At 42.2% G+C, this 16,400-nt stretch carries 8 protein-coding genes; 3 read left to right on the forward strand and 5 right to left on the reverse strand.

The window, feature by feature from the left end; translation table 11 throughout:
• Nucleotides 1–59: 59 nt before the first annotated feature.
• Together KW060_RS15585 and purH are read left to right on the forward strand one after the other, a co-directional pair.
• Complete coding sequence (locus KW060_RS15585) at nucleotides 60–1,775, forward strand: heparinase II/III family protein (protein WP_249036372.1); 1,716 nt, start codon at nucleotides 60–62, stop codon at nucleotides 1,773–1,775.
• 72 nt (nucleotides 1,776–1,847) lie between these two features.
• On the forward strand, nucleotides 1,848–3,440 hold the full coding sequence (gene purH / locus KW060_RS15590) for a bifunctional phosphoribosylaminoimidazolecarboxamide formyltransferase/IMP cyclohydrolase (protein WP_249036373.1): 1,593 nt from the start codon (nucleotides 1,848–1,850) through the stop codon (nucleotides 3,438–3,440).
• A gap of 54 nt (nucleotides 3,441–3,494) precedes the next feature.
• Here the strand turns inward: purH and KW060_RS15595 are convergent, their stop codons facing one another.
• From KW060_RS15595 to KW060_RS15615, 5 genes are all read right to left on the reverse strand, one after another.
• Nucleotides 3,495–4,934 carry a protein adenylyltransferase SelO gene (locus tag KW060_RS15595; protein WP_249036374.1) on the reverse strand — a complete coding sequence of 480 codons (1,440 nt, stop codon included), beginning with the start codon at nucleotides 4,932–4,934 and terminating at the stop codon, nucleotides 3,495–3,497.
• Nucleotides 4,935–4,990: 56 nt separating this feature from the next.
• Complete coding sequence (locus KW060_RS15600; protein WP_249036375.1) at nucleotides 4,991–9,793, reverse strand: NAD-glutamate dehydrogenase; 4,803 nt, start codon at nucleotides 9,791–9,793, stop codon at nucleotides 4,991–4,993.
• 105 nt (nucleotides 9,794–9,898) lie between these two features.
• The gene (locus KW060_RS15605; protein ID WP_249036376.1) at nucleotides 9,899–11,395 is read right to left on the reverse strand and encodes a PAS domain-containing protein; all 1,497 of its coding nucleotides are present in this window, start codon (nucleotides 11,393–11,395) and stop codon (nucleotides 9,899–9,901) included.
• 222 nt (nucleotides 11,396–11,617) lie between these two features.
• On the reverse strand, nucleotides 11,618–13,051 hold the full coding sequence (locus tag KW060_RS15610; RefSeq protein WP_274757353.1) for a Na+/H+ antiporter NhaC family protein: 1,434 nt from the start codon (nucleotides 13,049–13,051) through the stop codon (nucleotides 11,618–11,620).
• A gap of 71 nt (nucleotides 13,052–13,122) precedes the next feature.
• On the reverse strand, nucleotides 13,123–14,946 hold the full coding sequence (locus KW060_RS15615) for an amidohydrolase (RefSeq protein ID WP_249036377.1): 1,824 nt from the start codon (nucleotides 14,944–14,946) through the stop codon (nucleotides 13,123–13,125).
• Nucleotides 14,947–15,073: 127 nt separating this feature from the next.
• Here KW060_RS15615 and KW060_RS15620 point away from each other — a divergent pair, with 127 nt between their 5' ends.
• A complete protein-coding gene (locus tag KW060_RS15620) occupies nucleotides 15,074–16,390 on the forward strand; it encodes an NAD(P)/FAD-dependent oxidoreductase (RefSeq protein ID WP_249036378.1) in 1,317 nt (438 codons plus the stop codon).
• Nucleotides 16,391–16,400 lie beyond the last annotated feature (10 nt).

The following is a 16,400-nucleotide window of genomic DNA, read 5'->3' on the forward strand; positions in this document are numbered from 1 at the left end:
CGTATTTATGATAAGCTCATATAAATAATAATAAGTCCATAGCGGAGATACGCCCTTAAATGGCCCAATTACGCCGTAAACCAGTTTCCTCTTCCGAGAAGAAAAGCAAAAACCCCATTGCCAAAGCAATGAGCAGGGCACGTCATAGCAGCTTTTATCATGATTTAAGCTTACGTGGTAAAAATCCACTAAGACTGCTTGGAACACCAAAGGATATTTGGCCGGGTTCTGCAACGGCAGGCACGAAAATGGTTGGTGGCAAGATACTGGCCGCGGGTCATGTGTTGTCCAATCCCAATAATGAACAGGATATCTGGCCAGGTGGGGATGTATGGCGAGCGCAAAATTTACCCGATAAATGGCAGGAATATCTTCATAGCTTTAGATGGCTGCGTGATTTAAATCAGGCGGTGGACAGAAAAGGCGCCAAGGAGCGCGCGGAAGAACTAGTTGAAAGCTGGATTGAAGAAAACACCCAGTGGGGCGAAGTTTCCTGGCGCTGCGATATTGTCGGGGAACGGGTCACAAACTGGCTTATTTATGCACCGCTGATTATGGACACGGATGATGTGATTTATCGCGGTCGTGTCTTGGATATTCTGGCAAGAAGTGCCCGTCATTTGATGAAAATGTCAACGGACCTTCCAGAAGGACCGGGTGGATTAAAAGCCATTATCGGTCTTGCTTTTTCTGGGCTATTTATTCCGCTTGGGGATAGCTGGCTGAAACAAGCGGTGGGGTATTTAAAGTTTTCACTGGGTAAAGAAGTATTGGTTGATGGTGGCATCAGAAGCCGAAACCCACAAGAATTATTACATTTGTTCATGCATATGGTCTTGCTTCGGGATGCTTTCGCCGGCATGGGTAAAGAGGCGCCGGAAGAGCTTGGCAAAGCCGTAAGCAGAATGGCGTCATGCATTCGTGCGCTTTCCCACGGTGATGGAAAATTGCCGCTATTTAACGGCGTCACCATTGAACGTGCAGAAGACATAAATGCTGTTATTGAAAAAGCCAAAGAAGAATATGCCGCAGAGTTCGATCTGGAACAAAGCGGATTTGCTAGACTTGAAAATCAAAAAACGGTTTTAATTCAAGATATCGGCCCTCCGGCCGAAATGGAATTAAGCAGCACATGTCACGCGGGGGCATTATCATTTGAACTTAGTCAGGGGCGTGACCGGATCATTGTTAATTCGGGCAATGCTGCTTACGTCCAAATTGGCGGTCAGGACCTTGAATATATTTCAAGATCAACGGCGGCGCATTCGACACTGGTATTAAATGATCAAAACAGCAGTGATATTCTGGATGATGGCTTGATCGGTCGCGGTATAACGGAAGTATCAAGCAAGCTTATCAGCGAAAATGGTCATTATATGCTTGATGCAGAACATAATGGTTATGTGGATGATTATGGATTGATCCATCGCCGCCTCATTTATATGAATGATCAGGGTGATGATATCCGCGGTGAAGATGAATTGAGGTTATCCTATAAAGGCGATAAAAACCCGGTTCCGTTTAATATTTGTTTTTATCTGCATCCGAATATTTCTGTATTGAAAACTGATGATCAGATTATTCTTGAAACACCATCTGGCAAAAAATGGGCCTTTTTTGCAAGAGGGGCGGATGTGGCGATTACAGAAAGTATTTATTTCGGTGAAGCCGGTAAAGTATCACCGTCGCAGCAAATAAGATTATCCGGTAAAACGGACGGGGAAAAAACAACAACGCTCTGGTCACTAAAATTACAGGGCAATGATCAGGAATAACCCTTGCGTTGGGGCCTAAAATCAAGTACCACGCCCCTTTAAACATATGTATCAACATAAAAGAGATTTTTGATGACAAACACACCAATCAAAAGAGCATTACTATCTGTTTCTGATAAAACAGGTCTGATTGAATTTGGCAAGTTTCTTGCGGATCAGGGTGTTGAAATTTTATCCACTGGCGGTTCCGCAAAGGCATTAGCGGATGCGGGCGTTCCTGTTAAGGAAGTGGCCGATCACACAGGTTTTCCGGAAATGATGGACGGACGTGTGAAAACACTTCACCCAAAAATTCACGGCGGCTTGCTTGCCCTTCGTGATAATGAAAATCATGTCGGTTCAATGGAAGAACATAATATTGGTTCAATTGATCTGTTGTGTGTGAACCTTTATCCGTTTGAAGAAACAGTTGAAAAGGGCGCTGATTTTGCCACATGTATCGAAAATATTGATATTGGTGGCCCGGCGATGATCCGTAGCGCATCAAAAAATCATGCGTTTGTAACGGTGGTTGTTGAAGCCAGTGATTATGAAGCCGTCATGACGTCAATGAAAGAAAATGATGGTGCAACATCAGCGGACTTACGTACTAAATTGGCTGCCAAGGCTTTTGCGCGTACCGGTTCATATGATGCGGCAATTTCAGCATGGTTCGCGGATCAGCTTGGTGAAACATATCCTGACCGTCTTAATATTACGGCGAATAAACAGCAGGAATTAAGATACGGTGAAAACCCACACCAAAATGCAGCATTTTACACGACCCGCAGCGCAAACCCACGTTTTGGTATTGCCACAGCAACGCAGCTTCAGGGTAAAGAGCTTAGTTATAATAACTTGAATGATACCGATGCTGCATTTGAACTGGTTAGTGAATTTGATCCAAAAGACGGCCCGGCGGTGGCAATCATTAAGCACGCGAACCCATGTGGCGTGGCAAGAGGCGAAACATTCGTTGAAGCTTATAACAAAGCGCTTGTCTGCGATCAAACAAGTGCATTCGGCGGTATTATTGCGCTAAACGGTACACTTGACGGTGAAACGGCTGAAGAAATTTCAAAGATTTTCACAGAAGTTGTGATTGCAACGGATGCTGATGAAAAAGCAAAAGAAATTATGGCCGCGAAGAAAAACTTAAGGCTTTTATTAACAGGTGGTGTGGCTGATCCACGTGAACTTGGTCAAACAATCCGCACTGTTGCGGGCGGTTATCTGGTTCAAAATCGCGACCATGGTAAAGTTACATTAGACGACTTGAAAGTTGTGACCAAACGTAAGCCATCCGAACAAGAACTGAATGATATGCTATTTGCATTCACAGTGTGTAAACATGTGAAATCAAATGCGATTATTTATGTTAAAGACGGTGCAACAGTGGGCATTGGTGCTGGTCAAATGAGCCGAGTTGATAGCGCGAGAACAGCAGCTCGTAAAGCGATTGACGCAAGTGAGGTTGCCGGACTTTCAACACCAATGACAGAAGGTTCTGTTGTTGCGTCTGACGCATTCTTCCCATTTGCGGATGGATTATTAAGTGCCGCAGAAGCGGGGGTTACAGCAGTTATTCAGCCAGGCGGATCAATTCGCGATGATGAAATTATCGCAGCGGCTGATGAACAGGGCCTTGCTATGGTTCTTACAGGCATGCGCCATTTCCGTCATTAAGCTGGATTAAAATTTTTAATTCTTAAAGGCTCTGAATTTATTTCAGGGCCTTTTTTATGATGAACAACTGATCTGCAGGTTTTTACCCCAATCCGGACTTTCCTTCGCATATGATTGATGCTCTTCCTGTTCAGCATATGGTTTTTTCAATATTTCATATAATGTGTGAAGTTCTTCATAATCGCCTTGTTCCGCATTCTGGATGGCAATCTGGGCAAGATAATTTCTTAAAATATATTTTGGGTTGATCTGTTGCATTTGTTGATGGCGAGCACTTTCTAAAACGCCTGAATTGCTCAAATGCCCATCATACTGTTTAAACCATGGTTCAAATTCGCGGGCATTAGGTTTAAGATTATCTATCGAGCCCGCACCATCGCCCATTTTATAATGGCTTAAATCGCGGAAAAAACACGTGTAATCGATTTTGTAGCCTTCTATATAGTCAAGCAAATCCTGGTAGAGGTTTTTGTCATCCACATTCAAATTAGGCAATCCTATTTTTGCAGACATTAAATTGTGATAGGATTTTAAAAATGTTTCCTGATAGGTTTCGAGTGCTTCAAGCTGAGTTTCTTTATTAATCAGCGGGCTTAACGCTTGAATTAGTGCCTGCAAATTCCAATAGCCAATAGCGGGTTGCTTGTTAAAGGCATAACGACCATGATCATCAGAATGATTGCAGATATAATAAGGGTCGTATTGTTCCATAAACCCATATGGACCATAGTCGAAAGTATGCCCCGTGATTGACATGTTATCGGTGTTAAGTACACCATGGGCAAAACCGAACGCTTGCCATTTTGCAATAAGTTGTGCCGTTTTGTTTGCTGCTGATAAAGCAAAGGAATCAATGGGTTTGTTATCATTAATACACTCTCGAAAGTGATGCTTAATGGTGTATTCGCACAACTTTTCAAGTTCATCATGCTGATCCGTATAATAAAGATATTCAAATGACCCAAATCGAATATGACTATCACTTAATCGCATTAACATGGTGGCTCGTTCAATGCTTTCGCGTCTTACGGGTTCATCACTTGTTGTAATACCCAATGCACGGGTTGTTGGAATACCTAGGTGGTGTAGTGCTTCACTTGCTAGAAATTCACGAATGCTTGATCTTAAAACCGCTCTTCCGTCCCCCATTCTCGAATAAGGGGTTCTGCCTGCACCTTTTAAATGAAGATCATAAAGACTGCCGTTATAATCAAATTGTCCCATTAATAAACCACGGCCATCGCCAAGGTCCGGATTATAATAGCCAAACTGATGGCCAGTATATTTCATGGCAAGGGGGTGTGCCCCTTCTGGATAGGCATTGCCGCTAAAAAAGGAAATCAGCTCATTTTTATTAAATACATCAAGGCCGCTGTTTTTAATTTCGTCATCATTAAAGATAACTTTTTCAGGGTTTGGTAATGGTGTGGGGTCAAGCGCAGTATAAAATGCGCTGCCAAGATCAGCATAATGATTGTTGAATTTAAAAGACATGGTGGTCCTTGCGGAAGGGTTTAAATACTTCCGCAAGGATATATTAAATATATTTATTAATCCACAACTACGTTACGGATTTGACGGGCAGCAAAGCCCATTTTTGTGACATTGATTGTGCCGGCATGTTGGAAATCCTGAAGCAGCTTTTTCACACGTTCAGTGGAAAGCTTGTTATCGGAAATCCATTTTTCTGCCGCTTTCTTGCATTCTTTGCCTTTTGATCCATTAAGGGCCGTGCGGGTCAGAATTTTTTGCTGATCCTGAAGATCACCAAGAATACTGTTCACCGCCAAACGGTCCCAATGGTCACTGGTTTCAACAAGCTCTGCCTGTGATCTAAGCCAGTCAAAACCAAGCTCATGGCCAAAGATAAAGTATGCGCTGGCCACGCTTTTCACATCAACGCCAAGTTCTTGTGCAACCTGAACCAAATCACAAGATGCCGTTTTAACATCAAGGCTCGCAATATATTCAGCAAGATCTTTATCAACATTTTGTTCGGAATACATATTCTTTTTGACAAGAATACCTTCATCGTTCGATGAACCGGTATCCATTTTGTTAATGGCTTCAATTCCCGGTTTATATGTGTCGATAATTTCTTTTAATGATTTCTTGCTGTCCGTATTGTTTAAGAACCAAATGGTCTGACGACGGGCAAATTCTTCAACATCCATCAACATTAACAGTTGAATGGTCGATGGTGATTTATAATCAAGACCTTCAATGCGTTCCCATAGGTTATCAAGATTAAATACCTCGCTTGTGATGATGGCTGCACGTGCAATTTCAGCACCACTAGCACCGGTTTCTTCCTTGATCGCCTGAATACCGCCACGGTTTACAATATCATTACAAATAACCTTAGCAATAATTGGCTTTCTAAGTTGGTGATTAAGCATTTCATTTTTGTAATTTTTGCTTAAACGATCCGGGAATGATTTTTCCAGGAATTTCACCAGATAAGGATCATCAAGAAAATCACTTTCCATCAGGCTATCAAACAGTGACATTTTCGCATAAGCAATCAACACTGAAATTTCTGGTCTTGTAAGACCCAGTGATTTTTCTGTGCGCTCTTCCATGGTTTCATCATTCGGAAGAAATTCTAGTTCACGGTCAAGATTCGCGGATTTTTCAAGCTCATCAAGATAACGTTCAAAACTATCAAGCTGTTTGATGCTGCTTGATTTTGCGATGCTGATTGCCTGTGACTGAAGATAATTATCACGCAGCACCAGTTCTGCAACATCATCTGTCATTTCTTCGAGAATAGTATCACGTTGCTTGCCGGTCATTTTACCTTCGGAAACTGCACTATTTAGAAGAATTTTGATGTTTACTTCGTTATCAGAGCAGTCAACACCGGCTGAGTTATCAACAGCATCCGTATTCAGCATACCGCCATTAAGCGAGTATTCAATACGGCCCAGTTGAGTACAACCAAGGTTTCCGCCTTCACCAATAACTTTACAGCGAAGCTCCTTACCGTTTACACGGATTGGGTCGTTGGCTCTATCGCCTGCTTCGCCGTGGCTTTCATCTTCTGATTTCACGTATGTGCCGATACCGCCGAACCATAATAAATCAACTTGTGATTTAAGGATCGCGCGCATCAATTCATTCGGTGTTGCTGTCGTGACGTCATCATCGAAATCTAGTAGCGCTTTAATCTCAGGGGTTAGATCAATTGATTTTAGAGATCTACTAAAGATACCGCCACCTTTACTAATCAATTTCTTATTATAATCTTCCCAGCTAGAACGTGGCAGATCAAACATACGTTTACGTTCTTTATATGATTTGGCAGGATCCGGATCCGGATCGATGAAGATATCACGGTGGTCAAATGCGGCAACTAGCTTCACGGCCTCGGAACAAAGAAGTCCGTTACCGAATACGTCACCTGACATGTCACCAATACCAGCAACAAGGATGCTGTCTTTTTGTACATCAATTCCCTGTTCACGGAAGTGACGTTGAACACTAACCCATGCGCCGCGTGCAGTGATTCCCATTTTCTTATGGTCATAACCAACGGAACCACCGGATGCAAATGCATCATCAAGCCAGAAATCATAATCTTGTGCTAGCCCGTTCGCGATATCGGAAAATGTTGCTGTACCCTTATCGGCAGCGACAACAAGATACGGATCGTCGCCATCCTGTCTGATCACATCGCGTGGTGGTATAACATCACCATTTTTCAGGTTATCTGTAATATCAAGAAGCCCTGAAATAAATTGTTTATAGCAGGCAATGCCTTCATCCATGAATTGTTCACGTGTTGGGTGAATTGGCATTTGTTTTGGAACAAAGCCACCTTTGGCACCAACTGGCACAATCACAGTGTTTTTAACTTGTTGCGCTTTTACAAGGCCAAGAATTTCCGTACGGTAATCTTCGCGGCGGTCTGACCAGCGTAAGCCGCCACGGGCAACAGGGCCAAATCTTAAATGCACACCTTCGAAACGTGCGGAATAAACAAAAATTTCAGCATATGGTCTTGGTTTAGGTGCTTCTTGTACACCTTCACTTTTAATTTTTATGGAAATATAGGTTTTATTGTTTCCGCTTTCATCTTTTTGGTAAAAGTTTGTTCTTAATGAACATTCAATCACATTAAGATAACTTCTAAGGATGCGGTCCTGATCAAGGATATTTACGTTTTTAAGAAGCTCTTTAATCTGTGCGACAATCTTCGCAGCTTCCTTATCGCGATCAACGCCTTTTTCCAAATGAGTTGAAAACTTAACTTCAAACAAGCTCGCTAGTAGTTTTGCAACATCTGAAAATTCGGTCAGTGTATCTTGCATATAAAATTCACTGTATGAACTGCCGAGCTGTTTTAAATATTTACCATAAACCCTTAAAATTAATGCTTGCGGGTATGTCATGGCACATTTGCGAACCAATTTGTTAAACCCGTCATTGTCAATTTTACCAAGCCAGATCACTCTTAATGCATGTTCCATTGGAACTTTTAGAGCCGTAAGGTCGAAAGGATTTTTTTCCGGATCTTCCAGATAGAAATCATGGATGCTGTAATGAATTTGATCATCATCAGACCCAGTGTAAACATCATAGCAAAATTCCTCTATGACCCGTAAACCCATGTTTTCAAGCATCGGTAAACAATCACTTAGCGCAATGGTGTTTTGACTAGTATAAATTTTTAAGCGAACTACATGTTCTGGGTCTTCCGGCTCGCGGTAGAAATTAAAGGCGATGTTGTCTTTTTCCGGAAGGATTTCCATTTTATCAACATCAGTAACCGCAAAACGAGGATCAAAATGTTCCTGATAGGCAGGTTTGAATGCTTTGCTGAATTTTTTGTAAAGCTCGATCGCTGTTTCTTCGCCATATCGGTCGATAAGAACTTCATGGAAATAATCGGTCCAGCTTTGTGCGACCTTGGCGATACGGTTGTTTATGACATCCGTTTTGGCATCTCTTACTTCACCAGGCTTTGTTCTGATGATGAAATGCCAACGGGCGATGCGTTCATTGCTCATTTGTGCGTAACGGGATGACAATTCGCCGTTAAATTCTTCACACAGGATGTCTTCGATTTTTGAACGTAGGTTTGAATTATATAAATCCCTTGGCACAAACACGAGTACGGAAACAAAGCGTTCAAATTTGTCTTTTCTGACAAAAGCCTTGCACTGTGGTCTCAGGTTTAGATGCAGAATGCCAATTGATGTTTTATATAGTGTATCAATGTCGATCTGGAACAACTCATCGCGCGGAAGTGCTTCCAGAATATGAAAGAGCGCTTTTCCGTCATGACTGTTATATGAAAAGCCTGATTTATCCACAACGGTACGTACCTTACGTTCAAGATAAGGAATATTTTGAGCGCGTTGGTTATAACTGTCAGATGTGAAAAGGCCGACGAAACGAGTTTCACGAACAACTTTTCCTTTGCTGTCGTATTTTTTGAAACCGATATAATCAAGGTGAACGACGCGGTGAACAAGCGACTTCACATTCGCTTTAGTGACCATCATAATCGGATCGTTATTCATGAAATCAGAAATTTCAGGGGAAATGGCAACCAGCCCTTCTGGGCTTCTTAATACCTGAACATCAGAATCTCTTAAAATACCCAGTCCATCACCAGAAGCGGGCTTTTTCGCGTTTGAGTGATCATATTCACGGTATCCTAAGAAGGTGAAATTATTATCCATCATCCATTTTAGGAAATTCTGAGCTTCGGTGATTTCCTCTTTTGCAACTGCTTTTGGCGCCGCTTCGAGGTTTTTCATTGTTTCTTCGGCTTTACCGAGGATTTTCTTCCAGTCGCCAACGGATGCATGAACAAAATCAGTGACCTGTTTTAGCTTAGCGTAAAGGTTTTTAATTTCATCCTGATCACTGATGGCAGTAATTTCAATATGCATCAGGGATTCTGTAACCGTGGTCTTGCTATTCTGTTCAAACGCACCTTTTTTATCGCGGCCATTATCAAGCAGTGGATGAACCAGCATATGCAAGGCATATCCTTCTTCAAGCAAGTTTGATGTGATGGAATCAATTAAGAAGGGCATATCCTTAGTCAGGATCTGAATAACGGTATGGGATGATACCCATCCATGCTCTTCTAAGGTTGGGTTGAAAATTCTTATTTTTGACTCTTTGCCGGATTCTGAAAAGTCAGACATGAATTTCCAGTTACTAATGGCAATGGCATATAATTCATCAACACGAAGACTTAAATCTTCTGGCGATGCGTTTTTGTAAAAAGCGCCTATAAAATTGAGAAAACCTTCCCCTAGGGAAGGCTTTTTATTTTCTTTGGCATAATCGATAATTGTGTCTAATCGGATCTCTTTTTGGGTCAAGCTGCTCACAACTTTTTCCTTTTTTTGTTATTACCTCTCTCGGAACGGATTCTATCATAGAAAAAAAGGAGTTAGTAAGCAAAATCGTCAAAAAAATTTAAAACTTCCTATTGTTTAATTATTTTTTTTCAAATTTCCTTTGATAAAAGCTGCTCGTTTCAAAATCGGGTCAATTTTTGCGTGACTTTCATCCAGTTTTTTGATGATTTCGAGTTTTTCACCATCGCGTCTGGCAAGCAGCAAACAATAATCATCGGTAAGGTTGTATTGACCGTTATCATCAAGCGTATCTAATGCATGAATATCTTTTAAAATAGCACGCGCTTCGTTAAGGGAATTTTGCTTTCTTACAGCATTTCCCGTTTGCATTCCTTTTCTTAAGGCGCGCATTTCCTGAACGCATCCTTTGATGCCGCCGGGGAAATTTTTAATAAAATCATGAAAGTCATCAACTGAGACGCCAAGATGCTGTGCAATACCAAGCGCAGCCGCATATTCCGTAAGCCGCGTTTTATCATAATCCTTACCCAGACACATTTTAAGGGCTGGTGTAAAGGGTGCACGCGCCTGAATTTTTAATTTATTTTCAGAAATAAGTTGCTCATATGCAGTATGGTTATCTGAAGCAATATCATGGAATTTATATATAGCGGTTAGAATATTATAGAGTGCGTCACGGCTTCTGCTGTGGGAAGTATCTTGTTTATTGATATATTTTTTTGTTGCTGTCAGGGCTGCTTTAATGTCTGAGTATTCCGGTCTTTTATAGTAAGAATCACTTTGTGAAACGGCTTCGCTCTCTAATTCGGTTTCATCAACTTCTGTTGTGACGGGTTCTTCTACTACTGGCTCTTCTTCGACTAACTCTTCATATTCAGTAATTGAAAGATCTGCCGTGATCTCATTTATGACCTCATCTTCGAATGATGTTGTTTCATCAATTTCGATATATTCTTCTTCCGGATCTTCTTCCGGCTCTATTTCGAAAAACATCTCTTCAGGATTGCTTTCGGTTATTTCCGTTTCATCCGGGTCTTCATTATCGTTATCTGAGACAACTTCTGAAGGCTCTTGCTTTTCTTTTTCGTCTTCTCGGCCTGCTGCAATTGATTGCATCAATTCTTCAATGGTTGGCTTGTCTTCATCCAGCTTTACATCCTTGGCTAAGATCCAGCGTACACCCCCCATAATGAAATTGATGTTTTGGCCATCATCACTGAATGGCAATAAGATACCACGGTATAAAGCCTTTTCATCATCTCGGTTTATAAATTCTGCTTCGAAGGCGATGGGAACACGGTTGGCGATCACTTCAAGGTAATGATCGGTTACACGGCTTAACATTGTTTTTCTGGGTACAAGTGAAATGTTTTTGCCAATTAGATTTTCATCTTGGTCAAGAACAAGGTCATTGCCAAGCACTTGAAAGGATGCGTTTTCCTGGCCATTTCTAAGGTCAATTAAAACAAGATTGCGACGAAATGGTTCAATATCATTTCGGTGTAAATCCTTTAGGGCAGGCAGGCCACTCTCACCCGCGATTTTTTCCCAGCTTTCATAAAGTCGGAATGTGATCCTGCGTTCAACTTGATTTTCGCCAGCAGTATTCATTTTATGCCCCATTTTAAGGATTTTAGATAACACATTGTTTCAAAGGAATAAAACCCTATAAACAATAATGGCACAACTTTATCATTTACTATATTAATAAAACAATAATATCTTTTCTTAACTAAAATTAAGAAAGAAAATCAATGGATTAGATCATATTCATAATAGACAACTTTATAAAATCAGAATTATGAATATAAATCAATATGTTGCGACTCGTTGTTAAATGATAACCAATCCAACTAGGAAATATGTAATAAAGGCCAGCACACCACCAATTAGGGCGTACGGAAGCTGCGTTTTTACATGATCAAGAAGGTCACAACCGGATGCCACCGATGAAATTACCGTGGTATCGGAAATCGGTGAGCAATGATCACCAAACACACCGCCGCCAAGAACAGCGGAAATGACAAAAGCAGGCGGCAAGCCCAGCATTTGAATAAGCGGAACAGCAATTGGAATCATCAGGGCGAATGTGCCCCATGATGTTCCTGTTGAAAATGCCATCAGACTGGATGCAAGAAACAGCATCGGTACAATTAAGATCAGCGGCAATGTATCACTGGCAAGTCCTGCGACAAAGGCGCCAGTACCAAGATCGCGCAAACTAGCTCCAAGCGCGAGCGATAATAGTACGATGGTGACCAGTGGCAGCAATTCATTCATTCCTTTAAAACCAATATCAACAAGTTTGACATGGCTGAACATTTTGCTGGATAACATCATGATATAGGCAACCATACAGGAAATAATGGTTGCATAGAGTATTGAACTGGATCCATCCCCCTCACGGATGACGCCGTCGCCAGTCCAATACATGAAAACAAATATCAAACTGATTAATGAAATGAGAGGTACCACCATGAAACGCGCTTTTGTGCCTTCAAATTCTGGGGCTTGTTGATCTTCGATCTTTTTCTGCATGGCTTTTTCATATTCTTTTAGCGGGCCATGGATTTTATCGGTCAAAATTGTGAACAGTACAATGATCAATGCGATCCAGGCATAAAAGTTATAAAATATGGAACCGACAAGTGCGCTTTCCGCATTTTCAAGGCCGGATTGCTGCATGTTGGCAAGTGCCACAGCGCCCCACCCATTTAGAAGCAGCAATATACAAACAGGCGCACTGGTACTATCGATGACGTAGGCCAGTCGTTCGCGGCTCATACCAAATTTATCGAAAATCCCACGGGATAGGATTCCCGCTGTAATAACGCTTAAGTTACTTTCCACGAATAATACGATCCCTGTGAAAAATGTCAGAAGACCCGCTTGTTTTTTGGTTTTGGTCACACCGCGGTTGATCATAAATTCAACCAGTGCTGTCACGCCACCAGAATGGCGCATATAGGCGATCAAGCAACCAATGATGAGGGAAAACATCAATACCTTGGTGTTGCCGGGGCTTTCAAAAACGCTAACGATACGTTCAATGGTTTCAATGGGGGCGAGGGCGGCCGTTGTGTTCGCGGCGTCAAATAACAAAAGAAATTCTGCTGTGAATATCCCGGCGAGCAATGCCAAAATTACTTCTTTACGCCATATTACAACCCCGATTGCCACGACTTGTGGCAAGATGGTAAGCCAACCCATTGAAATTCCCTCATATCGATTAATTTTTGAAGAGTATGCGAATGTTGCGTGATAAATGCAAGATATAAACAGGATATAAAAAAAGGGCGGGATGGCCCGCCCTTAAATAATCGGTTATTTAAATTACCTTAGTTGGCAACACGTTCATAAACGATATTACCGTTAACCATGGTCATATCAATTTCCATATTGATAAGGTCAGCAGGCGGAATATTGAACAGGTTACGGTCAATAATCACAAGATCGGCATATTTACCTTCTTTGATCGAACCACGAACGTGACCTTCAAATGTACCCTCTGCACCATTGATTGTGTATGCTTTAATACTTTCTTCAAGGCTGATTTTCTCTTCTGGGAACCAACCACCTTCTGGTGTTCCTTGAAGTGTTGTGCGGTTTACAGCAGCATTCAGCAGATATTTCGGATGGTTGTAATATTCTGCGGCATTTGTACCCGGCCAGTCAGATGCAAAAATCAATGTTGAGCCGTTTTTAAGCAGTGAATTAAAGGCATATGCCCCTTTTGAACGTTCAAACCCGATACGTTCTTCCATCCAGCGCATATCGTCAGAAAGATGGTATGGGTTAATTTCCGCAATCACGCCCAGCTGGTTAAAGCGTGGGAAATCAACAGGACGAACAACCTGGTTATGAATGACGCGGAAACCTTCAAGTGAACCACCCACATCTTTTTGTAAGCGCTCATATGTATCAAGCATCAGCGCGACACCCTTTGTGCCGATCGCATGCACGTTTGCTTTAAAGCCGCCTTTATTGGCTTCGAGCAAGTAAGCATACATTTTTTCCATATTTTCTTCTAACATTTCCGGATCGTCACTAGTGTGGTGACGGTAACGGCCATAGTAACCAGGACGGTCATTATATGGTTCAAAGAATAACGCACCGTGGCTTCCCATGATGCCATCGATATATCCTTTATAGGCACCCCAACGAAGATAATGATCTTCTTCGCCAGTACGTGGATGGCTACCCATTTTGATACCTTTATCGTTAAATTCTTTTGCACGGGAAAGGTCAGCACGCATCCATACACGGGCTGTCAGTTCACCTTTTTCCTGAAGTTCTGCAAAAATTTCATCGCGACCTTCGTGGGTGATATCGTGAATTTCGACGATACCGCCTTCACGCATGCGTTGAAGACCAGCACGTGCTTCGTTTAATAGGCGTTCATGTGATTTTTCCTGAACAACTGCATTGATACGTTCGATGGCTGGTGAATCTTTATAAATCAAACCTGTTGGTTTGCCGTTTTCATCCACATCCATGCCGTCTAGTGCTTCATTTTCAAGACCGGCTGCTTTAAGGGCTGCGGTATTGGCAAGATAAAGTTCTGCCGGACGTTCGAAACTTTGAACAAATACTGGTGTATTTGGTGTGATATCATCAATTTCAGCCGCTGTTGGTTTCCAGCGATCAGTGAAGCCTGCGCCTTTTCCTTCTTCAACGGCTGCTTCACCGGCACCCCATGCTTCATAAGCACCCCATGCACCACGTGTGATCCATTCCCCTTCAGGAATATTGCTCATTACGCGTTGAAGCTCAACTCTTAGGGCTTCTGTTTCGTGAATTTTAAGTAAGTTAACATCATTGATTTGTGCGCCCGCGCGGTCAAAATGTGTATGACCATCAATGAAACCAGGCATCAACATACGACCCTTAAGGTCAATCACGCGTGTACCATAGCCGATATAGGCATCAGCATCTGCATCATTTTCAAAAATTGCGACAATTTTGTTGCCGGAAACTGCTACACCCTTGGCCCAAGGTTGGCTTTCTTCAACTGTATAGACGTCACCGCCCATAAAAACGACATCCGCCGCATTGGCGTTTACTGCCATTTCTGGTGCTTCTGCTGCCTGTTCACCACATGCGCTAAGTAACATAGCAGCGGCGGCAACACTAAGCGTACCGAATCTCTTCGATAATTTCATTATTCTCTCCCGTTTAATTCATTATTGAATATTGTTTTACTCGCTGAAGAATATAATATATTTTGCGCAAATTGATAGTATGAAAAGGTTGTAATCTGGTCTTTTTTGACAAGTAAATGAGGAAAAAATGGATAAACCATACGCACACGCCGGGGAAAAGTACGAATATATTGATAGTTATTATTCAAGAACCCTTGATGATAAGGGCGGATTCCCACAATTAGAAGGTGACGTCACGACATCAGTTTGTGTGATTGGCGGCGGCATGGCCGGGGTTGCCACCGCATCCAGTCTTGTGGAAAAGGGTGAAAAACCAGTCCTTATCGAGGCAAACCGAATTGGCTGGGGCGCATCAGGCAGGAATGGTGGTTTTGTCAGTTCCGGTTATTCAAAGGGGGCAGGTGACATTGTTAAAATGGTTGGAAAAAGTCACGCAAGAGAACTTTATAAACTGACCAATGATGCACTTGATACCATAAATCGCCGCATGGGTGATCAGGCAGATAATCTTAAAGCCAATAATTATGGCCATTTCGAAGTGTCATGGTTTAATGAACCGGGTGTCGTTGAAAATTACGTTGAATTTATCAATGATCTGATGGATGTGAATTATGAATATTGGCCAAAGGAAAAATTCCGCGATTATTATAAATCCAATCATTATCATGATGCCTATTTAAAACCGCAGGCATTACAGCTTCATTCATTAAACTATACCCGTCATTCAGCAAGGGTTGCTGAAAATGGTGGCGCGGGCATTTATGAAAAATCACCGGCAGTGGATATTAAGAAAACTGAAAATGGCTGGAAAGTAACAACGGAAAAGGGTTCGGTTACCGCAGACCGTATTGTCATGTGTTGCAGTGCCTATATCGGGAATTTGAATTTCAGGTTGTCTAACGCGACTTTACCGGTGGCGACATATGTTCTTTTAACGGAACCGCTTGGTGACAGATTAAAAAGCGCCATCGAAGGGCGTTGGGGCGTCAGTGACAATCGCTTTTCATCTAATTATTACCGTACATTCGAAGACACCAGCCTGTTCTGGGGCGGCCGTGTCAGTATGTTTAATCCGCAAGGCAAAAAGCTTGAGAAAATCATGATGGATGACTTGCTGGTTGTTTATCCACAGCTTAAAGGCATTAAAGCCAATGTGGCGTGGGGTGGTTTCATGGGATACCCAGTTCATAAAATGCCACAAATCGGCGAACTTGAGCCCGGTTTCTGGTATGCGCAGGGTTTTGGCGGTTCCGGTATGACCGCGACTGTTGCGGGTGGTGAGGTGGTCGCCGATGCGATTGTGAACGGTGACGAACGGTATAAGCTGTTTGAACCATTTGGCCTTGATTATGCAGGAAAGCCGTTTGGCCCCATTGTGGCACAAACGGCTTACTGGCTTTTTCAACTGCGGGACGCCTATAAAGAATGGCGCCTTAACAGATAATCAGAAAATG

Source organism: Pseudemcibacter aquimaris (assembly GCF_028869115.1).
GTDB classification, from domain to species: Bacteria; Pseudomonadota; Alphaproteobacteria; order Sphingomonadales; family Emcibacteraceae; genus Pseudemcibacter; species Pseudemcibacter aquimaris.

What these genes read in the sequence shown, in the direction of transcription:
- KW060_RS15585 (WP_249036372.1), top strand. Translation starts at nt 60, where the DNA reads ATGGCCCAATTACGCCGTAAACCAGTTTCCTCTTCCGAGAAGAAAAGC.
- purH (WP_249036373.1), top strand. Translation starts at nt 1,848, where the DNA reads ATGACAAACACACCAATCAAAAGAGCATTACTATCTGTTTCTGATAAA.
- KW060_RS15595 (WP_249036374.1), bottom strand. Translation starts at nt 4,934, where the DNA reads ATGTCTTTTAAATTCAACAATCATTATGCTGATCTTGGCAGCGCATTT.
- KW060_RS15605 (WP_249036376.1), bottom strand. Translation starts at nt 11,395, where the DNA reads ATGAATACTGCTGGCGAAAATCAAGTTGAACGCAGGATCACATTCCGA.
- KW060_RS15615 (WP_249036377.1), bottom strand. Translation starts at nt 14,946, where the DNA reads ATGAAATTATCGAAGAGATTCGGTACGCTTAGTGTTGCCGCCGCTGCT.
- KW060_RS15620 (WP_249036378.1), top strand. Translation starts at nt 15,074, where the DNA reads ATGGATAAACCATACGCACACGCCGGGGAAAAGTACGAATATATTGAT.